This is a genomic window from Flavobacterium sp., from assembly GCF_027483985.1.
In the GTDB taxonomy this organism is placed as follows: domain Bacteria; phylum Bacteroidota; class Bacteroidia; order Flavobacteriales; family Flavobacteriaceae; genus Flavobacterium.
Map to the genome: position 1 here is coordinate 39358 of NZ_JAIXTJ010000034.1, position 24080 is coordinate 63437.

Annotated in this window: 18 protein-coding genes; 15 read left to right on the forward strand and 3 right to left on the reverse strand. The window is 31.9% G+C overall.

The features are described from left to right. The first annotated feature begins 73 nt into the window (after positions 1-73). The 15 genes from Q0050_RS08915 (at position 74) to Q0050_RS08985 (ending at position 21694) form a co-directional block, all read left to right on the forward strand. Positions 74-1729, forward strand: coding sequence for a hypothetical protein (locus tag Q0050_RS08915; protein WP_298394427.1), 1656 nt, complete (start codon positions 74-76; stop codon positions 1727-1729). A gap of 174 nt (positions 1730-1903) precedes the next feature. Further along, positions 1904-2887 carry a ribosome small subunit-dependent GTPase A gene (gene rsgA / locus Q0050_RS08920; protein ID WP_298394429.1) on the forward strand — a complete coding sequence of 328 codons (984 nt, stop codon included), beginning with the start codon at positions 1904-1906 and terminating at the stop codon, positions 2885-2887. A 260-nt stretch (positions 2888-3147) separates the two neighbouring features. Beyond that, the gene (gene dtd / locus Q0050_RS08925; RefSeq protein WP_298394432.1) at positions 3148-3600 is read left to right on the forward strand and encodes a D-aminoacyl-tRNA deacylase; all 453 of its coding nucleotides are present in this window, start codon (positions 3148-3150) and stop codon (positions 3598-3600) included. Positions 3601-3620: 20 nt separating this feature from the next. Continuing rightward, entirely contained in the window at positions 3621-5522 is a 1902-nt protein-coding gene (locus Q0050_RS08930) for a DUF3857 domain-containing protein (protein ID WP_298394435.1), read from the forward strand. Between the two features lie 71 nt (positions 5523-5593). Further along, positions 5594-7606 (forward strand): DUF3857 domain-containing protein, encoded by a 2013-nt coding sequence (locus Q0050_RS08935; RefSeq protein ID WP_298394437.1) that lies wholly within the window; start codon positions 5594-5596, stop codon positions 7604-7606. A 4-nt stretch (positions 7607-7610) separates the two neighbouring features. Continuing rightward, on the forward strand, positions 7611-9629 hold the full coding sequence (locus tag Q0050_RS08940) for a DUF3858 domain-containing protein (RefSeq protein ID WP_298394439.1): 2019 nt from the start codon (positions 7611-7613) through the stop codon (positions 9627-9629). Positions 9630-9633: 4 nt separating this feature from the next. After that, positions 9634-11619, forward strand: coding sequence for a hypothetical protein (locus Q0050_RS08945; protein WP_298394441.1), 1986 nt, complete (start codon positions 9634-9636; stop codon positions 11617-11619). 1 nt (position 11620) lies between these two features. Then, a complete protein-coding gene (locus tag Q0050_RS08950) occupies positions 11621-11947 on the forward strand; it encodes a nucleotide pyrophosphohydrolase (RefSeq protein WP_290832593.1) in 327 nt (108 codons plus the stop codon). A 39-nt stretch (positions 11948-11986) separates the two neighbouring features. Beyond that, positions 11987-13237, forward strand: coding sequence for a 3-phosphoshikimate 1-carboxyvinyltransferase (gene aroA, locus Q0050_RS08955; protein WP_298394448.1), 1251 nt, complete (start codon positions 11987-11989; stop codon positions 13235-13237). A 152-nt stretch (positions 13238-13389) separates the two neighbouring features. Further along, positions 13390-14439, forward strand: a complete 1050-nt coding sequence (queA, locus tag Q0050_RS08960; protein ID WP_298394451.1) for a tRNA preQ1(34) S-adenosylmethionine ribosyltransferase-isomerase QueA — start codon at positions 13390-13392, stop codon at positions 14437-14439. A 325-nt stretch (positions 14440-14764) separates the two neighbouring features. Beyond that, complete coding sequence (gene kynU, locus Q0050_RS08965; protein WP_298394454.1) at positions 14765-16042, forward strand: kynureninase; 1278 nt, start codon at positions 14765-14767, stop codon at positions 16040-16042. A 78-nt stretch (positions 16043-16120) separates the two neighbouring features. Then, positions 16121-17209 carry an agmatinase family protein gene (locus Q0050_RS08970; RefSeq protein WP_298394457.1) on the forward strand — a complete coding sequence of 363 codons (1089 nt, stop codon included), beginning with the start codon at positions 16121-16123 and terminating at the stop codon, positions 17207-17209. A gap of 157 nt (positions 17210-17366) precedes the next feature. Next, complete coding sequence (locus Q0050_RS08975) at positions 17367-17786, forward strand: glycine zipper family protein (protein WP_298394460.1); 420 nt, start codon at positions 17367-17369, stop codon at positions 17784-17786. A 91-nt stretch (positions 17787-17877) separates the two neighbouring features. Continuing rightward, positions 17878-20262, forward strand: a complete 2385-nt coding sequence (locus Q0050_RS08980; RefSeq protein ID WP_298394463.1) for a penicillin acylase family protein — start codon at positions 17878-17880, stop codon at positions 20260-20262. A gap of 85 nt (positions 20263-20347) precedes the next feature. Beyond that, positions 20348-21694: an NAD(P)/FAD-dependent oxidoreductase gene (locus tag Q0050_RS08985; RefSeq protein WP_298394466.1), complete on the forward strand. Its 1347-nt coding sequence runs from the start codon at positions 20348-20350 to the stop codon at positions 21692-21694. Positions 21695-21751: 57 nt separating this feature from the next. Here the strand turns inward: Q0050_RS08985 and Q0050_RS08990 are convergent, their stop codons facing one another. From Q0050_RS08990 to Q0050_RS09000, 3 genes are read right to left on the reverse strand one after another with little or no spacing between them, the layout of a single operon-like run. Next, positions 21752-22111: a cupin domain-containing protein gene (locus tag Q0050_RS08990; RefSeq protein WP_298394469.1), complete on the reverse strand. Its 360-nt coding sequence runs from the start codon at positions 22109-22111 to the stop codon at positions 21752-21754. A 38-nt stretch (positions 22112-22149) separates the two neighbouring features. Then, positions 22150-22518, reverse strand: coding sequence for a DMT family protein (locus tag Q0050_RS08995; RefSeq protein WP_298394472.1), 369 nt, complete (start codon positions 22516-22518; stop codon positions 22150-22152). A gap of 6 nt (positions 22519-22524) precedes the next feature. Beyond that, a complete protein-coding gene (locus tag Q0050_RS09000) occupies positions 22525-24033 on the reverse strand; it encodes a helicase HerA-like domain-containing protein (protein ID WP_298394646.1) in 1509 nt (502 codons plus the stop codon). Positions 24034-24080 lie beyond the last annotated feature (47 nt).

The window sequence follows — 24080 nt, forward strand, 5'->3', positions numbered from 1 at the left end:
TAATTAAAACCTACAAAAATATTTGTAGGTTTTTTTTGTATCATTGCCAAAAATAACCTCTAAAATTATTACAATGAAGAACTGCTTACTAGCTGCAGTCTTTTTTGTTTTGTGCGGTACCTTTGTTTCTGCTCAAAACAAAATAGACAAAATCAACATCACTTATGGTGAAGAAATAACCGATGATAAAGGAAAAATCATCAAAATTATCGGAGAAGCCAACAACAAAGTATACACCTTGCTTTTGAAAGGTAAATCTAATTACTACCTTAAAATCTTTGATTCTAAAGCAATGAAACAAATTGCAAATAATGAAATCATTTTTCCAGAAGTAAAAGATAAAGATTTAGAATTTGAAGAAATTGTATTATTAAATGATAAATTATATGCTATTGGTAGTGTGTATTATAGAAAAGAAAAAAAATATACGTTAGTTGGTATTCCAGTTTCAGAAAGTGGCGTATTGAGCTCTGATGTTATCACACTTTTTGAATCTACTGTTGCAAATAGCTCAGACAAAGGCGCGTTTTATTTTAGAAAGTCACCTGATAATAGAATGTTGTTAATTATGCATACCGCTCTTTTTGAAAAAGAAGATGCAATGAAATATGAAATAAAGTTCTTTGACGAAACTTTAAAAACAGCTTTTTCTACCGAAGATAAAGTGGCGTATGATGATAATAAAAAAGATTACCAATTTACAATTTCAGATTTTGATGTAAATTATAAAGATGATATTTTCTTAGTGGTTAACGAAGGATATCGTGATAAAAAGAAGAAAGAAAAAGTTGAAAAAGTAGAGGTTCATATTTTCAAAAAAGATATGAATTATAAAAAAGAAGTGGTTAAAATTGACATTGTCGATGAAGAGATTATTAACTGCAAAATGTTGGCAACCAGCAAAAACACTATTCAATTAACAGGGTTTTATTCTAGCGTACGTGAAAACGGTAAAGCCAATAAAGAACTTAAAGGTGTATATAATATGACCATTAATTTGGCTAATAATAAAGCTGAAAATGTAAAGTTCAACGAATTTGATTATGCTACCAAAGTTAAATTACTTGGTGAACGAAGAGCCAAAAAAGGAAAAGATGTAAAACCATATTACAACATCCATACAATTATCGAGAAAAATGATGGCGGATTGATAGTACTGTCTGAATATCAAATGATTTATGTAGGACAAAAACAAGGAATTGGTCCGTTAGGAATTCAACCAATTACCTACACAACCAATGAAATGATTGTTACTTGCTTAAAACCAGATGGATCTCTAGAATGGAGTAATGTTGTTGCTAAAGAACAATCGGCAACGGTTACTGTGGCTTCATTTAACCTCTTTGGTGTAGGTGGCGGAGGAAGTTTTAATGTAGCGGTTGGACTATCAATTCCGTTAGCAGTTATGGGAAAAGGTCCTGAATATTTGAGTGTAATTCCAATTTATAGAAATGGAGTTTTAAACATTTTATTTAATGATAATGTAAAAAACAAAGGCGTTACTGATATCGAAGAAATTAAAGCGTTAGGTAATTACAATAATGCAGTACCAACTCTTTTTGTATTTGATGACAAAGGAAACATCACAAGAAAAGATCCTGAAGAAGTAGTAAAAGAAGAGTTAGTGATTCGTCCAGGAGTTTATAACAGAAAATCTGATAATGAGTTTATTATCTATGCCTCAAGAAAATCGAAAGATAAATTGGGCCGAATGATTCTAGTTGATTAATCCAGCATAAGTCTAAGAATTTAAAAAGACTGTTTATTAATTTAAGCAGTCTTTTTTGTTTAAAGTAAAATGATAATCTTAAATGACTTCTTAACTCTTTTTTCTACTTTTGTAAATTATAAAGTTTTAGATTCAGAATGCATCTGAAATCTCAAATTTTAAATCTGAAATTGAATGACAGGATTAGTTTATAAATCTACAGGAAGTTGGTACACAGTAAAATCTAATGAAGGCACTTTTATCGAATGCCGAATCAAGGGTAAATTCCGTATTAAAGGAATCAAAAGTACGAATCCAATTGCTGTTGGTGATGTTGTAGATTTTGAACTTGATGAAACTTCCGATACAACCATTGGTGTAATAAATGCCATTCACGATAGAAAAAACTATATAGTGAGAAAATCGGTGAATTTGTCCCATCAAATGCACATTATTGCATCCAATGTAGATTATGTTTTTCTTTTAATAACAGTCAATAATCCGCCAACGACCTTTAATTTTATTGATCGTTTTTTAGTTACAGCCGAAGCTTATGGTATAGAAACCATTTTAGTTTTTAATAAAATAGACACCTTAGATGAGGTAACTTTAGACGACCAACTTTACATGCAACACGTTTATCAACAAATCGGATACAAATGTTTGCGTGTTTCTTCAACTCAAGGAAAAGGAATTGAAGAGCTAAAGGAACTAATGGTTGGAAAAACAACAATGTTTTCGGGTCATTCAGGTGTCGGAAAATCTACTTTGGTTAATGCACTTGAACCAAGTTTGCATCTAAAAACTAAAACAATATCGGAACAAAGTATGCAAGGTCAGCACACCACTACTTTTGCAGAAATGTACGACTTGTCGTTTGGAGCAAAAATTATTGACACGCCTGGAATCAAAGGTTTCGGAATTGTTGACATGGAAAAAGAGGAAATAAGTGGTTATTTTCCGGAGTTTTTCAAACTTAAAGACCAATGCAAATTCAATAATTGTTTGCATAAAGAAGAACCAAAATGTGCCATCAAAGAAGCTCTAGAAAAAGATGAAATTTCGTGGACACGCTACAATAGTTATCTTAAAATACTAGAAGGCGATGACGAACATTATAGAACAGATATTTATAATGATGATCGAATTGCCAGCGATGCAACGAGAAACAAACAATAAATAGTTATAGTTTTATTTTTTTTCTGAAAGTTTTAAAGTTTGAGTTAAAACGGTTTGTTTTTTGTGGTACAACCGAAACTTTTCTTTTAAAGTTTTCCAACTTCCTAAAAATGTATTTTTTGGTAACCTAAATTTGATATTTATTTAATCTTTGAAACTTTTTTCTAACTTTTTTTAAAAAAAATTAAAAAAATGTGGAAAACCGTAAAGTGAATAAAAAAAGAACTTTTATATTTGATGAATAACCTATTTTTCAAAAAATGAAAGCGGTAATCCAAAGAGTTTCATCAGCATCAGTAGCAATTGAAGGTAAAATTGTAGCCGAAATCAGCGCTGGATTATTAATTCTTGTGGGTATTGAAGATGCCGATACTAAAGACGATATTGATTGGTTGACGTCTAAAATTGCAAATCTTCGCATTTTTAGTGATGAAAATGATGTGATGAATTTATCTCTCAAAGACGTGAATGGTGATGTTATTGTAGTAAGTCAATTCACGCTTCACGCGCTTACAAAAAAAGGAAACAGACCAAGTTATATCAAAGCATCAAAACCCGAAATTGCTATTCCGCTTTATGAATCTTTTGTACAACAGATGAAATTTGAAGTGGGTAAAAACATTCAAACAGGTCAATTTGGAGCTGATATGAAAGTAGCTTTGATAAATGATGGTCCGGTTACAATAATTATTGATACAAAAAACAAAGAATAATTTACTAAAAACAATATTCTATGAACGCTAAGCTGTACCTATTTTTACTATGCTTTTCAACCATTTCTTTAACGGCACAAAATACTTATACTTCGCTTTTAATTCCAGAAAATTTAAAAGAAAATGCCAATAGTGTGGTACGATTTCAAGCGATAAATATTTCGATTTCTTCTGAAAGGCAAATGAATGTTAAAAAAAGAAAAGTCATTACCGTATTAAATAAAAGAGGTCAAAACAATGTTGATGCAATTGAATATTATGATCGCTCCAATAAAGTGTTGTCAATTGAAGCTACTGTTTACAATGCTTTAGGTAAAGAAATTAAAAAAATTAAACGAAAAGATTTTGTTCATCAAAGTGTTGCCGATGGTTTTTCGATATATAGTGATGATAGAAAAGTATATCTTGATTATACACCAACTGAATATCCATTTACTGTGGTTTATGAAAGTGAATGTCAAACATCAAATACAGCTTTTATTATGCCTTGGTATCCTACTGATGATTATTTTGAAAGTGTAGAAAAATCAGAATACACAATTAGTTATCCATCAGGTTTAGGTTTTAAATACAAAGAGTTGAATTTTAATGACAAACTAGTTGTTAAAACAGAAAAAGAAAACGCGCTTTCTTATGTAGCCGAAAATTTAGTAGCCGAAAAACCCGAAGATAATTCACCATCATTTGATAAAATTGTTCCTATGGTGTTTTTTAGTCTAGAAAAATTTAATCTAGAAGGCGTTCAAGGAACTGCGAAAAGTTGGTCTGAATTTGGTAAATGGATGTATTCCAGTTTATTGTCTGATACTGAAGATATTTCTGATGAGACAAAATTGAAAATAAAAGAATTGGTAGGAAAAGAAACTGATCCTCTAAAAAAAGCAAAAATTATTTATCAGTATGTTCAAGATAAAACGCGATATGTAAGTATTCAATTGGGTATTGGCGGTTGGAAACCAATGTTGGCCAAAGATGTTGATAGATTAGGCTATGGTGATTGCAAAGCGCTTTCTAATTATACCAGAGTGTTGTTAAAAGTAGTTGGTGTTGAATCTTATTATACCATCATTTACGGCGATGATAGTAGCCGAAGTTTGAATCAAGATTTTGTTTCAATGCAAGGAAATCATGTTGTTTTGGCGCTGCCAGTTAATGATAAATTGAGCTTTTTAGAATGTACAAGTCAAGTAAAACCATTCGGATTTGAAGGCGATTTTACCGATGATCGATATGCATTAATTGTCAAACCAGATAAAGGTGAGATTGTTAAAACAAATAATTATAATGACAAAGCGAGTCCGCAGTATATAAAAGGAAGTTATACTATAAATGAAAATGGTGATTTAACAGCAACGGTGAAAATAGTTTCTAAAGGCATTCAATATGACAATCGCTATTTAATAGAAAATAAATCTAAAGAAGAAGTTGATGAGTATTACAAAACAACTTTTTTCTGGATCAACAACCTTAAAATGGACAAGATTAAGTTCAGTAATAATAAAGAAAGCGTAGATTTTACGGAAGATTTACAGATTAATGCTGTGGGTTATGCCAGTAAAAATGGCACGATGATGATGTTGCCAATTAACGTTTTTAATCAAAATCCAAACGTGCCACAACGTTATAGAAATCGAAAAAATCAACTCGAAATTTCAAGAGGTTTTTATGATGAAGATGAGGTTGAGGTGAATCTTCCGGCAGGATATGTTGTTGATGCAAAACCAGAAAATGTTGTTATTGATGATAAATTCGGTAGTTATAAAATGGAACTAATTGCAGTAAATCCTTCTAAATTAATCTATAAGCGTTCGTTTCTTCTAAAAAAAGGAATGTATGAAAAATCAGAATACGAAAATTATAGAAAATTTAGAGAACAAATTGCCAAAACCGATAATTCTAAAATTGTTATAGTTAAAGCTTAGTCTCCTATTTTTTTATCACAAAAAGTAGTTTTTAAAACCAAAAATAATTTGAAACCATTAAACTCAAACCAATGAAAAAAATCCTAATCATCACCACCTTTTTCATTTTAGGAATGCAAATAAATTTTGCTCAAAAAAGAGAATTAGGCGCCGTTACTGTTGACGAATTAAAAGAAACGGTACATCCAAAAGATTCGTCTGCAGTTGCTGCAGTTTTATTTGAAAAAGGAAAAACCTATTTTGAATACTCCCAAGAAGATGGTTTTTTTGTAATTACAGAAGTCCAGGCTAAAATTAAAATCTATAAAAAAGAAGGTTATGATTATGCTAATAAATCGGTCAGATTTTATGTAGGAAATTCTACAAAGGAAACGGTATCTTTTTCTAAAGCAGTAAGTTATAATTTGGTAAACGGTCAAATTGAAAAAACAAAACTAAAAAGCGAAGGTGAGTTTACAGAAAATATAAATAAATTTTGGTCAAGAAAAAAAATAACAATGCCTAATGTAAAGGAAGGAACCATTATTGAATTTAAATATGAAATAAAAACGCCTTTTATTTCAACATTTCCTGAATGGAGTTTTCAAAATGACATTCCGGTTAATTATTCTGAATATCAAACACTTATTCCTGAATATTACGGTTATAATGTTTACAGAAAAGGAAGTCTTCAACCAGTTGAAATAAAAAATATTGTAAGTAAAACGGTCGCAACAAGTGACCGTAATTTAGTAAAAAATGGTGCTGCGATTAAGTACGAAAGATCAATGAATTCGTTTACTTATTCTGAACAAGTAGTAACATATAAGTTAGAAAATGTTCCTGCACTTAAAGAAGAAGCATTTGTTAATAATATTGATAACTACAGAGCATCGATTTATCACGAGTTGGCATCAAAGCGATTACCACAATCTGTGGCCGAGTTTTATTCAGCAACTTGGGAAGATGTAACTAAAAAAATCTATGAAAATGATGATTTCGGAACCCAATTAACTAAATCCAATTATTTTGAAGAAGATGTAAATGCTATCACAAAAGATTTAGGAACTAGAGAAGAAAAAATTGCTGTCCTATTAAATTTTGTTCAAAATAGAATGACCTGGAATCAGTTTAGTGGTTATTATTGTGATGGCGGAGTTAAAAAAGCGTATCAAGATAAAACAGGAAATGCGGCTGAAATTAATTTAATGTTGGTTGCAATGTTGCGACACATTGGTTTAGATGCGAATCCGGTTTTAGTTAGTACTCGATCTAACGGAATTCCACTTTTTCCTAGTCGATCGGCTTTTAATTTTGTCATTGCTTCGGTTGTAACCGACAATGGTGTTACTTTGATGGATGCTACAAGTAAAATTTCAAGACCAAATGTTTTACCACTTTATGACTTAAATTGGTTTGGAAGATTGGTTAAAAAAGACGGCACTTCCGAAATGTTAGATTTAATGCCAAAAGCTTTGTCTGATGATGTAATCAATATGCTGGTAACAATTGATGCCGAAGGTGTAGTAACAGGAAAAGTAAAAGAGCAATATTTTGATTATGCAGCATTGAGTTACAGAGATAAATATCTTGGATTAACCAGAGAAAGTTATCTAGAAAATCTTGAAAAAAGACATCAAGGACTTGAAGTTTCTGAATTTGAATTGACAAATGACAAGATTTTGAGTGAACCAGTTATAGAAAAATATACTATTAAAAACAGTAATTTGGTGGAAAAAATTGGTGACAAACTTTATTTTGAACCGTTACTTTATTTTACACAAGCAGAGAATCCATTCAAGCAAGAAAATCGCGAATATCCGGTTGATTTCTCTTTTCCATTTAAAGATAAATATATGGTAAATATCACTATTCCTGAAGGATATCAAATTGAAAGTTTACCAAAATCGGCTGCTTTTTCAATGGCAAATAATTATGGAGCTTATTCAATGAATCTTAGCAATACTGATAAAAACATACAAGTAGTAGTAAGTTTTACAGTCAATACCTCTATTATTCCATCAGAAGATTATGAAACTTTAAAAGAATTTTTCAAAGTGCTAATAGAAAAACAAAACGAAAAGATAGTTTTAAAGAAAATATAAAATTATGAGAGTTTATTTTGTGATTTTAGTTTCTTTCATTGCGCAGATTAGTTCTAGTTTAGCTCAAAATAGAGAATTAGGAAAAGTTACCAAAGCAGAATTAGAAGAAAAATTTTATCCAAATGATTCTTCTGCTGTTGCTGCCATTTTAATTAATAAGGGCAAAGTAAGTTTTGATATCAGTGGTGCTTTAGAAATGATTACCGAAGTGGAAGTAAAAATTAAAATCTATAAAAAAGAAGGGTATATTTGGGCTAATGAACAAATTCCATTTTTCACTGGAAATTCTGAAATTGAAACAGTAAATTTTTCAAATGCATTGACTTACAATTTAGTAAATAATGAAATACAAATTACAAAAGCAAAAGCTGAAAATCAATTTACAGAAGAAAGGAATCAATCGTTCAAAATAAAAAAATTGACTATGCCCAATGTTAAAGAAGGATCAATAATTGAATATAAATATAAAATTACAACTCCTTATATAACAAGTATACGAGACTGGGCTTTTCAAAAAAGAATTCCAGTGAAATTTTCTCAATTTATAACTGATATTCCTGAATATTTATTCTATAATGTTCACACGAAAGGAACTCTTTTATTTACAGAAACTAAAGACAAAATTAGTAAGTTTATTAGCTCTAATGAAAATAAAAGTAATAGCACATATAGGTATAACTCGATGGTAAATCCTTATAATCATAAAGTTGATCAGTTGAGTTATTTAGACAATAGAACGGTCTATAGTCTTGAAAATATTCCAGCGATTAAAGAAGAATTATTTGTTAATAATATTGAAAATTATAGCTCAGCAATCGTACACGAAATAGCAGGCATTAAATTCAAAGATAATTCTTTTAAGGCAATTTCAAATTCATGGGAGGAAATTGTAAAAAGTATAAATGAAAGTGAGAATTTTGGGCAACAAATCAACAAACTAAATTATTTCGAAGAAGAATTAAATCCATTATTAGTTGCTGCTTCAACGGCTAACGAAAAAGTTGGCGTAATATTTAGTTTCGTCCAATCGAGAATGAAGTGGAATGAATATTACGGTTATTATTGCAAAGATGGTGTGAAAAAAGCTTATCAAAATAAAGTCGGAAACTATGCTGAAGTAAATTTAATGTTAGTTGCTATGTTGCGATATGCTAATCTTGAAGCCAATCCTGTTTTAATTAGTACAAAATCAAATGGTATCGCAATTTTTCCAAGTAGGAAGGCATTTAATATTGTAGTTGCCTCTGTAGTAATAGATGGTAAACTTTTGTTTTTAGATGCAACGAGTAAAGATTCATCTGTTGGAATACTTCCTACGGATGATTTAAACTGGTTTGGGAGGTTGGTTAAGAATGATGGTTCATCTGATTTAGTCGATATTATTGCTAAAGATGCATCATTAGATGTGGTTAATTATGTTGTAACTGTTGATAGCGAAGGAAAAGTTTCTGGTAATGTAAGGGAACAATATTTAGATTATGAAGCAATGAAGTTTAGAGAGGATTACTCAGATCAAACCAATGATTTTCTAATTCAAAGAATTGAAAAAAAATATAAAGGCATCGAGGTCTCGGATTATAATTTAATTAATGACAAAAAAACCGATGAAATGATAGTAGAAAAGTATTCTATTACTGAAAATAATTCGGTTGAAACTATTGGTAATAAGTTATATTTTTCACCAATGATGCATTTTGAATTATCTGAAAATCCTTTCAAACAAGAATTTAGAGAGTATCCTATAGATTTTACTTTTCCATTTAAAGAAAAATACAACATAAGCATTAAAATTCCAGAGGGTTATAAAATTGAAAGTTTACCAGAAAATGTAGCAATCGTGATGGATAATAACTATGGAGGTTTTACTTATTCAATCATAGATGAAAATGAAAAAATTCAATTTAAATTAGTTTTAGATATAGCTACAACCATTATTCCACCAAAAGATTATGAAATGCTAAAAGAATTTTTCAAAGTTGTAATCGAAAAACAAAAAGAAAAGATAATTCTAAAAAAAATATAAAATTATGAGAGTTTATTTTGTAATCCTATTGTTCCTTATTTCATTAGTAGAAAATCTTTCTGCGCAAAATCTTGAATTAGGAAAAGTCACTAAAAAAGAACTAGAGGTAAAAGTGCATCCAATTGATACTTCGGCTGCCGCGGCTTTTATCTTTAAAAAAGCAAAAACTTTTTTTACTTACAGTTACAAGGATGGTTTTGAGTGCAGAACAAAATTTTCTATTAAACTTAAAATATATAAAAAAGAAGGTTTTAGCTGGGCAAACTTCGAAATACCTTATTATGTTGGCTATGAACAATTAAATGACGAACAAGTTTTTATCAACAAAGCCTTTACCTACAATCTTGAAAATGGTAAAATTGATAAGCAAAGAGTTACCAGCGAAGGTAAATTTGTAGAAAAAGTTAGTGACTTGTGGCAGACAAAAGTGATAACATTTCCAAACATAAAAGAAGGTTCCATTCTTGAATTAGAATATGAACTAAGATCACCAAATTTAGCAGAATTGCCAACGTTTCAATTTCAATATAATATTCCAGTTGATTATGCGCAATTGCAAACAGAAATTCCAGAATTTTATATCTACAAAGCCATAAAATCAGGTTATGTTAATGTTACGCATAATGATGTTATGGAACACACTTCTATTTCATACAATGATAAATATAATGCAATAAATTATTTAGCTTTTCAGCAGATAAAAGCATTGTATGAAGTTGCTGAAGTTCCTGCTTTAATAGAAGAAGACTACGTTAGTAATATTGATGATTATTATGGCAAAATTCAACAAGAGTTGCAGTTAATTCGTTTTGCAGATAAAGAACCTAAACAAATTGCAACAACATGGGAAAGCGTTGCCAAATCCATTTTTGAAGATAAAGAATTTGGTCCCGAATTAAAGAAAAATAATTACTTTATAAACAATATTAAATTAATCACAGACAAAATTGAATCTAAAGCAGAGCGATTAAATGCTGTTTATGAGTTTGTAAGAAACAAAATGACTTGGAACGGAAAATACGGTTACTACACCAAAAAAGGTGTTGAAGCTGCCTACAATGAAAGCACAGGAAATGTTGCAGAAATTAATTTGATTTTGACATCAATGCTCAAAATGGCTGGCTTAGATGCTGATCCGGTATTGCTAAGTACAAGAGACAATGGTGTGGCATTATTTCCGAACAGATCTAAATTTAATTATGTGATTGCCGCTGTAAATTTAGACGGAAAACAAATCTTACTAGACGCAACAGAAAAATTAGCCACTCCAAAATGTCTTCCAACAAGAGATTTAAACAACAAAGGACGATTGATAAAACAAGACGGAAGTTCGATTGAAATTGATTTAATGCCGAAAGAAAATTCATTAAAATCAACCAATATGATGGCTGCCGTTGATGCGTCAGGTCAAGTTTCAGGACAAATTAGACAGAATTATTTGGACTATAATGCGTTGAATTTTAGAAAAAAATATTTGGGTATTTCAAGAGATAATTATTTAGAAAAACTAGAAAAAGACAACACCGGATTAGAAGTTGAAAATTATGAAATAAAAAATGAAAGGGCTGTAAACGAACCTTTAACCGAGTCTTATAATTTTAAGAGTTCAAATGCTGTCGAAGTTATAGGAAACAAACTGTTTTTCTCGCCTTTATTGCATTTTGCTATAAACCAAAATCCATTTAAACAAGAAAACCGACAATATCCAGTAGATTTTGCATTTCCAAACAAGGATAAATATCAAGTAGTAATAACAATTCCCGATGGATATGAGGTTGAAAGTATGCCAAAATCAATCAGTATTGCAATGGTTGATAAACTAATAAACTTTGTATATTCTATTTCAAGAACTGCCAATCAAATTACAGTTTCTTCAACTTTAGAATTTAATACTTCGGTTGTTCAATCTAGTTATTATGACGCACTAAAAGAGTTTTTCAAAGTTGTAATTGACAAACAAACAGAAAAAATTGTACTAAAAAAGATATAAAATGAACCTAAAAAATTCCCAACTAGAAGTCGACAACTGGATAAAAAACCACGGAGTTCGTTACTTCAACGAGTTAACAAATATGGCACAACTTACTGAAGAAGTAGGAGAAGTAGCACGAATTATTGCGCGTCGTTATGGCGAACAGTCTGAAAAAGAAAGCGATAAAAATAAAGATCTTGGAGAAGAATTAGCCGATGTAGTTTTTGTAGTTTTGTGCCTCGCAAACCAAACCGGAATTGACCTTCAGGCGGCTTTCGATAAAAAATTAGATTTAAAAACTAATCGCGACCACGATAGACATCAAAATAATGAGAAACTTAAGTAGTATTAAGACTAGAGTATTAAGAATTAAGACTTCAAAAAATTGGATTTAAGACTTCAACATTCAACAATTAACTATCAACAATCAACAATAAAAATCACTGGTTCCAAATCGGAAACCAACAGATTGCTTTTGTTGCAAGCATTGTATCCAAATTTAACTTTAGAAAACACATCCAATTCAGATGATTCTGAAGTTATGGCTGATGCACTTCAAAAATCAAAAATCACAGATCAAAAATCGGTAATCGTTAACGTTCACCACGCAGGAACAGCTATGCGATTTCTAACCGCTTTTTTTGCTATGCAAGAAGGAAAAGAAGTTGTACTTACTGGTTCTTCTCGAATGAAAGAACGTCCCATAAAAATTTTAGTAGAAGCTTTAAAACAACTCGGAGCTGAAATAACTTATGAAGAAAACGAAGGATTTCCACCCATAAATATCAAAGGTAAAAAGCTCACGCAAAATAAGGTTTCACTGCCAGCAAATGTTAGTAGCCAATATATTTCCGCTCTTTTGTTAATCGCACCAAAATTAGAAAACGGCTTAGAATTAACCTTAGAAGGCGAAATAACATCTGTGCCATACATCAAAATGACTTTAGCTTTGTTAAATGAAATTGGAGTTGAAACTTCATTTGTAAAAAATGTAATCAAAATTAATCAAAAATCAAAAATCGTTAATCAGCAATCAACAATTGAAAGTGATTGGTCATCAGCTTCTTATTGGTATTCAATAGTAGCATTGTCGGATATGGGTACGCAAATTACGCTTTCAAGTTACAAAGCGAATAGCCTTCAAGGCGACTCAGCATTAGCAGAAATCTATAAAAACTTCGGAGTTGAAACAGTTTTTAATAGCAACAATTCAATTACTATTACTAAAATAGCAACCCACAACCCACAACCTACAACCTATAACCTAAACAACTCTCCAGATATTGCACAAACAATTGCGGTAACTTGCTTCGGATTAGGAATTGGTTGTCATCTAACAGGTTTACACACTTTAAAAATCAAAGAAACCGATAGGCTAGAAGCTTTAAAAAATGAATTAACAAAACTTGGAGCAACCATTTCTGTAACAAATGATGCGCTAACAATGGAGACTTCTAATCATTTAATTGCAGATGTAAAAATAGCAACCTATCAAGATCATCGAATGGCAATGGCTTTTGCGCCTTTAGCCTTAAAAACATCATTAAATATTCAAGATGCCGAAGTAGTTTCTAAATCATATCCAACGTTTTGGGACGATTTACAAAGCGTAGGATTTCAAGTTGAAAATCAATAATAAACAGTGTGACTTAGCGTCTTTGTGGCAAAACTAAAAATAAACGGCAAAACACTTGACAACGCCTATTTCACAATCGTATATTTGCACGCGTTACAAGTTAGTTTTAAAAAAACTCATAACTTATAACTCATAACTCATAACTTTTTCAAATGAAATTATCTCATTTTCAATTCAATTTACCAACAGAATTATTAGCTGAATATCCAGCAGAAAACCGTGACGAATCTCGTTTAATGGTGATCGACAGAAAAAAAGGAACCATCGAACACAAAATGTTCAAAGACGTTATCGATTATTTCGGTGATGGTGACGTTATGATTCTGAACAACACCAAAGTTTTTCCAGCTCGTATGTATGGTAATAAAGAAAAAACAGGTGCAAGAATCGAAGTTTTTTTATTAAGAGAACTTAACGCTGAACAACGTCTTTGGGATGTTTTAGTTGATCCTGCACGAAAAATTAGAATTGGAAACAAATTATATTTTGGTGATGACGACTCATTAGTAGCCGAAGTTATCGACAATACAACTTCTCGTGGAAGAACTTTGCGTTTTCTTTACGACGGTTCTTACGAAGAGTTCAGAAATAAATTAACCGAACTTGGTGAAACGCCTATTCCAAAATACATCAACCGCGAGGTTAACGAAGAAGATGCTGAGCGTTACCAAACCATTTATGCCAAAGAAGAAGGTGCTGTTGCAGCTCCAACGGCAGGTTTACACTTTTCTAAACATCTATTAAAAAGACTAGAGATTAAAGGTGTTGATTTTGCAGAAGTAACACTTCACGTTGGTTTAGGAACTTTCAATCCAGTTGAAGTTGAAGATTTATCTAAACACAAAATGGATTCTGAGGAATTAAAAATTACTCAAGCAGCTTGTGATATTGTTAATAATGCCAAAGCTAAAAAGAAAAAAATCTGTGTAGTAGGAACAACTTCAATGCGTGCCGTTGAAAGTTCAGTTTCTTCACAAAGAACACTTAATCCGTTTGACGGTTGGACTAATAAATTCATTTTTCCACCTTACGATTTTAGTATCGCTGACGCAATGATTACCAATTTCCACACACCAAAATCAACATTATTGATGATGATTTCAGCTTTTTGTGGACACGATTTAATGAAAAAAGCTTACGAAGAAGCTATCAAAGAAGGATATAAATTCTACTCTTATGGTGATGCAATGCTAATATTGTAATCTACTATTTTCAATAATTTAAAATCTCATCAGTAATGGTGAGATTTTTTTTATCCACAATTTTGTCATTCCGCAGGAATCTCATTAGGAGCGAATCACTAGGCGTTATTACAAACCATTATCCTGCTGCTGAAACTCGCTTTTTTCTAATGTTGCCTTAGATTCTCGAAGCCAACATTAGAAAAAGAGCTCAAACAATTTCAGCATCAGGGCTAGTTGGCCATTGTCTTACATAAAATCAACTGAAACAACACAAACATTTAAACAACTAAACTTTTAAACTTTTAAACTTTTCTCTACATTTACACCACAAACAAATCACACAATGACTTTTCAAAATAATCTTCAATTCGCGCAACAATTAGATGCTCAAGACGAATTAAAAAACTACAGACAACAATTCATTTTTCCGCAGCACAACGGTAAAGATGTGATTTATTTTACTGGAAATTCTCTTGGACTTCAGCCAAAATCAGCTAAAAATTATGTTGACGAAGTAATGAACGATTGGGCAAATCTTGCGGTCGAAGGTCATTTTTATGCCGATAAACCATGGTGGGATTACCACGAGCGTTTTGCAGAACCATTAAGTAAAATTATGGGAACAAAACCTTCTGAAGTTTCAGTAATGAATACTTTAACTATCAACCTACATTTATTGATGGTGTCGTTTTATCGTCCAACTACAACTAGATACAAAATCATTTGCGAAGAAAAAGCATTTCCTTCCGACCAATACATGTTTCAATCTCAAGTCAATCACCACGGCTTTAAACCCGAAGAGGCAATTGTTGAAATTAAACGTCGTGAAGGCGAACACAACATCCGCATAGAGGATATTTTAGCTAAAATTGAAGAAGTTGGTGATGAATTAGCATTAGTTTTATTTGGCGGCGTAAACTATTACACAGGACAAGTTTTTGATATGAAAACCATCACAGAAGCCGGACATAAAGTTGGAGCTTACGTAGGTTTTGACCTTGCACACGCGGCAGGAAATATCAAACTTGAATTACACGATTGGAATGTTGACTTCGCTGCTTGGTGTTCTTATAAATACATGAACTCCGGACCAGGAAATGCCTCTGGTATCTTTGTTCACGAAAAACATCATCATTCTAATCTGCCTAGATTTGCAGGTTGGTGGGGACACAATAAAGAACGACGTTTTAAAATGGAACCTTCTTTTGATCCAGTTCATGGTGCTGATGGATGGCAGGTTTCTAATCTACCAATTTTGTCTTTAGCTCCATATTTAGCATCGGTTGAACTATTCGCCGAAGTCGGAATGGACAAACTAATTACCAAAAGAAATCAAATCACAGCTTATTTAGAATTTATTCTGCACGAAATTGATAAAGAAGTAAATAGCACTTTTGAAATAATTACACCTTCTAATCAAGAGGAAAGAGCTTGCCAATTGTCTGTTTTTCTTCACGGTGAAGGCCGAAGTTTATTCGAATACTTAATGAGTAACGGTGTTATTACAGATTGGCGTGAACCTAATGTAATTCGTCTAGCGCCAGTTCCATTATATACTTCTTACGAAGATATGTACAACTTTGGACAAATTTTAAAACAAGGAATACTTTTAAAAGGATAAAAAGATAAAATAATTGATAGACTAAAGAATGAATCGTTTTTCTTTTGATACATCTTTCTATTTTCAAAATTAAATAAAATGACAAAACAAGAAATTATAAATACGTTTGATCCTTCACAACCAGGATTGGCTGATGCCACTATTTTCGGATTACCATTTTCAGCAGAACAGTCAGAAATTATTATCATTCCTGTACCTTGGGAAGTTACCGTAAGTTACGGTGCTGGTGCGTCTGATGGTCCAGAAGCTGTTCTTGACGCTTCTTTTCAAGTTGATTTAAACCATCAAGATTTTCCTGAATTATGGAAACTAGGAATGTATTATGCCGAAGTTCCAGAGACTTGGAAATCTAATTCTGATAAATACAAAGCACTTGCTCAACCTATTATTGAAGCTTTAGAAGACGGACAAAATGTTGCCGAAATTCCTGCTTTACAATCTGATTTAGAAAAAATAAATAAGGTTTGCCGTGACTTACATACCGAAGTTAAAGAAACGGTATTGCATTGGATGAACCAAGGTAAAAAGGTTGTGCTACTTGGTGGCGATCATTCTACGCCATTGGGTTATTATGAAGCTTTAGCAACAAAGCACGACAATTTCGGAATCCTTCATCTTGATGCACATATGGATTTGCGAATTGCTTATGAAGGCTTTACCTATTCGCATGCATCAATAATGTACAACGCATTGCAAATTCCGCAAATTTCCAAAATCGTTCAAGTCGGAATTCGTGATTTTTGCGAACAAGAAGTTGATGTCGTACATTCTGAAAACGGAAGAGTTTTAGTACACACTGATGCTGATTTGAAAAAAGAAACTTTCGAAGGAAAGAATTGGTTACAACAATGTGATGCAATCATTGCCTCTCTACCGCAAAAAGTTTACATCTCTTTTGATATTGACGGAATGTATCCGTGGTATTGCCCAAATACTGGAACTCCAGTGCCAGGCGGATTTTCATTTGAACAAGCAACTTATCTGTTTAATAAATTGGCCGAAAGCGGTAAAGATATCATCGGTTTTGATCTAGTTGAGGTTGCTCCAGGTGAAAACGACGACTGGGATGGAAATGTAGGTGCCAGAATGTTGTTTCACATGTGCGGCGTTTTAGCTAAAAACAACGGACTGAATGTGGGACAGAAAATTCAGTTTCCAAGACAATAATAAAATTCATTCATAATAAAAAAAGCTTTTCTATACCTTTTAGAAAAGCTTTTTTTTGCTTGATAAAAATTATATAATACTAAATGAAAATTATATAAGTCGCAGTAGATAGTGATAACTTAACTTTGTAACATAATAATACAAAACAAATATACTCATGAAAAATTTAGCAATTACACTATCGATACTAATAGGTTTAGCAGTTTCTTCTTGCAAAAATAATGATGCAATGGGAGTTGTTAAAGACGAAAAACAAGCAACAATTGATTCAATGAAAGTTGTTGCAGAAAAACAAAGAATCATCGACTCAATGAAAGTAGAAGCTTCTAAAATCGAGAAACAAAAAGAAGTCGTTTATGTAAATCAAAACGGAAATTCTTCAACGACAACTACAACTACAACAAAGAGAAAAGGTTGGAGTGGTGCTGCAAAAGGTGCCGTAATTGGTGCAGGAGTTGGAGCAATAACTGGAGCGGCTATCAGCAAGAAAAAAGGTGAAGGTGCCATTATAGGAGGTTTAGCCGGCGCTGGAGTTGGTGCTGGTACAGGTGCTATAATTGACGGAAAGAAAAAATAAAAATTGGTTTAGTTTAGGTTAGGTAAAAGCTTGCAAAAATCTTATTTTTTGCAGGCTTTTTTATTTATATTTGAGTTCAATTTAACATCAAATGAAAATAATTAAAAAAATAGCATTACTACTACTTTTACTTATTGTAATTCTATCAGCAGTAATTTATATTTATTTACAATCTACAAAACCGCAATATGAAGGTGAAATTGCCATAAAAAATATCTCTAAAAATACCGAAGTCTATTTTGATGATTATGGTATTCCTCATATTTATGCCGTAAATCAAAAAGAAGCTCAAGTTGTTTTAGGCTATGTACATGCGCAAGACAGGTTATGGCAAATGGAACTAATGCGTCGCATTGCAGCTGGCAGATTATCAGAACTTTTTGGAAATAAAGTTTCTAAGACCGATATGTTTTTTGCAGGTTTAGGAATTGATGAAAATTCTGAAAATGCCATAGCTCAATTAGATAAAAATTCACCATCTTATATTTTAGCAAATGCTTATTTAGATGGAATAAATCAATACTTAGAAAATGGTAAAACTCCAATTGAGTTCACGCTATTAGGTTTAGAAAAAAAACCATTTACTCTTAAAGATGTTTATAATATCTTCGGATATATGTCATTTAGTTTTGCGATGGCTCAAAAAACCGATCCTTTAATGACTGATATTAGAGCTAATTTAGGTCAAAATTATCTAAAAGATTTTGGACTTGATGGTTCACTTGGTGCTGTTCAAATAAAAAGTTATAACGGAAAAGTTGCTGATTATTCTGAAATTGCTACACAAGTTGCAAGTTTGTTAGAAAATTCTCCTGTTCCAGCGTTTATTGGAAGTAATAGTTGGGTCATTGGTGCGCAAAAAACTAAAAAAGGCAAAGTTATTTTTGCCAACGATCCACACATTGGTTTTTCGCAACCTTGTACTTGGTATGAAGCACACATTTCTTGCCCAGATTATGAAGTTTATGGTTATTATTTGGCAGGAACACCGTTTCCGCTTTTGGCTCACAACCGAGATTATGCTTATGGTTTAACGATGTTTGAAAATGATGATATTGATTTGTTTGAAGAAGAAGTAAATCCAAAAAATCCAAATCAGTATTTATATAAAAATAATTTTTTAGAGTTTAAAACCCGAACCAAAACTATCAAAGTAAAAGACAGCGCTGATATTGTCATAAATACCAAAGAAAGTATTCACGGTCCGATTATGAACGGAATTTTGAATACCATTTCAAATAAAAAGCCAATTGCAATGTCGTGGATTTATACGCAACAAAAAAATCAAATTTTAGATGCAGTATACTATCTTTCTCATTCAAAAAATGTAACTGATTTTAGAAAAAATATTGAACTTATTCACGCGCCAGGATTGAATATCATGTATGGCGATGCTCAAAATAATATCTCGTGGACAGCCGCAGGGAAATTATTTAAATTACCAAAAAATGTCAACCCAAATTTCATTTTAAATGGAAGCAATGGTGAAGATGATAAAAAGGAGTTTCTTGATTTCTCTAAAAATCCATCGGCATTAAATCCGAAGTGGAATTATGTGTATTCTTCTAATAATCAAACAGAAGCTGTTGATGGTTATTTATATCCAGGTTATTATTTACCCAAAGACAGAGCAATGCGAATAGAAAGTTTTTTGGTTGCTAAAAACGATTGGACAGTATCTGATGTTGAAAAAATGTTATTAGATAATACTTCAACCAATGCAGAAAAAATTGCCATTCAACTAGTTGCTGATTTGAATACAAATGATTTTTCAAGATTAGAAAAAGATGCTATGTATTCGCTAGTTAATTGGGATGGACAAAATGAATTGACTACCATTCAATCTGTAGTTTATAATAAATTTATATACAGATATTTAGAAAATACGTTTCAAGACGAATTGGGTAAAGACAAATTTTCGGCATTGCTTTCAACACACATTATTAAGCAAATCATTGAAAGTCAAACAGCAAATCAAAATTCGGTTTGGTGGGATGATGTTGCTACAAAAGATAAAATTGAAACTCGACGAGAAATTTTCACAAAATCATTTAGACAGTCCATTGCCGAACTTGAAAAACAACTCGGAAGTGATTTAAGTAAATGGACTTGGAATCGAGTGCACACACTCGAACACAATCATCCAATGGGTCAAATAAAAATGTTAGCACCGTTTTTTAACGTTGGTAAATTTGAAGTTGCCGGAAGTAATGAAGTGATAAATAATTTAATGTTCGGATTTCCATCCAATGGAATTTATGAAGTAAAAGCTGGACCTTCAACTAGAAGAATTATCGATTTTTCAGATGTTGAAAATAGTGTTAGCATTTTGCCAACCGGAAATTCAGGAAATCCTATGAGTAAACATTATAATGATCAAGCCAAAATGTATAATAAAGGCAAATTCAGAAAAATGAAAATGAATAAACAGGAGATTATAAAAACTTCTACTAAATTGGTTTTTAAAGCTAAATAATTTGCCGCATCTTTGTAGTCTTAAATAGGTGATGCATATTACTGTTTTAATTCGTTATTTTTAATTCGTAATTCGTAATTATTAAATGCAAACTCCCAAAAAAATTGCCATTGTAGGCTCAGGATTAGTCGGAACTTTATTAGGAATTTATCTTAAAAGAAGAGGACATACGGTTCATATTTATGACAGAAGTCCTGATATTAGAAAAATTAATTTCTCTGGAAGATCAATAAACTTAGTTTTGTCAGATCGAGGTGTTAAAGCTTTGACTGATGTTGGCTTAGAAAAAGAGGTTTTAGGAATAGGTATTCCGGTTGAAAAGCGAGCCATTCACGTAGGTGAAAATACGGTTAATGAGCAATTTTATGGTAAAGATGGCGAAGTTATTTATTCGCTATCAAGAGGTTTGCTGAATAAAAAAATGGTTGATCTAGCGGAACAAGCAGGTGTTGAATTTTTCTTTGAAGAAAAAGTTTGGGACGTTGATTTAACCACCGCAACCATTTCAATCGGTGAAACTGAACGAGGCGAATGGATTACTAAAGATTATGATTTAACCTTTGGTGCTGATGGTGCTTTTTCAAGAATTAGACATAGAATGCAACGTCAGAGTATGTTTAATTATTCTCAAGAATTTTTAGAAATTGGCTATAAAGAATTACATATTCCTGCTAATGCCGATGGTTCTCATAAATTAGATAAAAACTCACTACATATTTGGCCAAGAGGCAAGTTTATGCTAATGGCTTTAGCCAATTTAGACGGAACGTTTACTTGTACGTTATTTATGCCACACGACGGCGAAAATTCTTTTGAATCTCTAAAAACTACAGAGCAATTGGTAGCATTTTTTGCTAAACATTTTCCAGATACTAAAGAGGTTATACCTAATTTAGTAGAAGATTTCTTTAAGAATCCTACTAGTTATTTGGTAACAATGAAGTGTTTTCCTTGGACATTTAGTGATAAAGTAGCTCTAATTGGTGATGCTTGTCACGCAATTGTGCCTTTTTACGGACACGGAATGAACGCTGGTTTTGAAGACATAACTGTTTTAGAACAAATGTTGGAGAAATATGGCGATGATTGGGCCAATCTTTTGAATGAATATGAAAATTCAAGAAAACCTAATGCTGATGCGATTGCAGAACTATCCTATAGAAATTTTATGGAAATGAGTTCAAAAACAGCCGACGAAAAATTCTTACTTCAAAAGAAAATCGAAAAATGGTTTTCAGATAAACATCCAGATAAATGGATGCCACTTTACAGTCGAGTAACTTTTAGTTTACAACCTTATTCGGAAGCTTTGGCTATTGGTGATTTTCAAAATAAGATTATGGAAGAAGTAATGCAAATTCCGAATATCGAAGAAAATTGGAACAGTGAACAAGTTGAAAATTTGATTCTTGAATTATTGAATTCTAAATAAAAATTCCAAATTCCGTTGCGTATTTCAGTCGGAATTTGGAATTTAAAGATTGGAATTTTATTCTCTATGTACTTTTTCAAAATCAAAAGCAGGTTTACAAATTGCAATATATTCACAAGGTTCGTCAAACGGATTTGAATATTGTACTCTTGTATTAGCTTCAATTTTAATGGATTGTCCGGTTTCTAATACAATGGTTTCGTCTTCGATAATAAATTGCTTTTTACCTGAAATTATATAAGTATACTCTTCAAATTCAGGTGTCTGAAAAGGTTCGCTCCATTTTGGCGGAGCAATCATGTGTGCAATTGAGATGGCATCATTGTTAGTGGCAACCTTTCCGTGGTGTTCTTCAATTAATTTACCATCAGTAGTTGGAACTACAAATGGAGTTTTTTGGATTAGATATTTTTTCATAAATGTTAGTTATTAGTCTATGTAAAGATGCAAGGTTGTTATTTTTTAAAAATGAAGTAAACGGCTAAAACTAAAAAGCACATTCCTATAATATGGTTCCATTTTAAAGTTTCATTTTTAAAAAACAGCATTGAAAATGCCACAAAAATAATTAATGTGATGACTTCTTGAATCACTTTTAATTGTAATAATGAAAATGGTCCACCGTTACCTTCATATCCAATTTTGTTTGCTGGCACTTGAAAACAATATTCAAATAATGCTAAACCCCAACTAATTAAAACAATTGTTATCAAGCCTGCATTTTCAAACCATTTTAGTTCTTTAAATTTTAAATGTCCGTACCAAGCCAAAGTCATAAAAATATTAGAAAGCACTAATAATCCGACTGTAATATAAGCTTTCATTAGCAATTACTTTTTGAAAAGCTTCATTAATATTCCAAAGACACCGCGAATAAAGCTAGCACTAGTTACTACTTTTGTTACTGATTTACCAATAACTTCTGCCGTACTTGGTTCGCTACTTTTCTTTTCTTCAACTTCAGTTTCTTCAGCTTGTTCAAACGCTTCTTCAATTTTTTTATTAAGAATTTCATAAGCACTTTCTCTGTCAATTTCTTCGGCATATTTTTTTACAAGTTTCGATTTTGTATTGATAGCTTCAATTTCAGAATCGTCTAAAATGTCCATTCGGCTTTGCGGTGCGCGTAGCATTGTTGCAGCCAAAGGTGTCGGAATTCCTTTTTCATTCAATGCTGTAACAAAAGCTTCACCAATTCCTAATGAGGTTAAAACTTCATCGGTTTTGTAAAAGTCTGATGTTGGATAATTATCGGCGGTTTGTTTGATAGCTTGTCTATCATTGGCAGTAAAAGCACGCAATGCGTGTTGGATTTTTAATCCTAATTGTGCTAAAACACCTTTCGGAATATCCATTGGGTTTTGCGTTACAAAGTAAACACCAATTCCTTTAGAGCGAATTAATTTAATTATAGTTTCAATTTGATCTAGCAAAACTTTGCTTGCTTCGTCAAATATTAAATGGGCTTCATCGATAAATAAAACCAATTCAGGTTGATCAACATCACCTTTTTCTGGCATTTGTTGGTAAATTTCAGCTAGTAAACTCAACATAAATGTCGAGAACAATTTTGGTTTGTCTTGGATATCGGTTAAACGTAAGATATTAACGTAGCCTTTACCGTTTTCATCGATGCGCATTAAATCATCAATTTCAAATGATTTTTCACCAAAAAAGAAGTCACCACCTTGTTGTTCAAGTTCTATTATTTTTCTAAGCATTGTTCCAGTTGTAGCTGTTGAAATCTTGCCATAATTTTCTGAAATCTCCTCTTTTCCTTCTTCTGTGATATAATTAAGGACTTTTTTGATGTCTTTCAAATCTAGTAAAGGCATTTTGTTGTCATCACAATATTTGAAGATTACCGCCATAACTCCAGCTTGAGTATCGTTCAAATCCAAAATTCTTGAAAATAAAACCGGACCAAATTCAGAGACAGTCGCTCTCATTCTTACACCATCTTGAGCTGATAGTGTCATCAATTCAACAGGAAAGGATGCTACATTATAAGGTATATTAATTTTGGTATGTCGTTCTGTTATGAAAGATTTTTCTTCACCTTCTGTAGCAATACCCGAAAAATCACCTTTAATATCCATCATTAATACAGGAATTCCAAAAGAAGATAGTTGTTCCGACAAAACTTGAATCGTTTTAGTTTTACCTGTTCCAGTTGCTCCAGCAATCAATCCGTGTCGGTTTAAAGTTTTTAATGGAATTTTAACTTGAGTTTCTCCAACGGGTTCATTATTTAAAATTGCTGCGCCAAGAATTATGCTTTCTCCTTTTGAAGTATATCCTTCGTTGATGTGCTGAATGAAGTTCTCTTTTGTATTCATCATATAGATATTAGAATGTCATTGTTTAAATTAAAGCGAATATACTA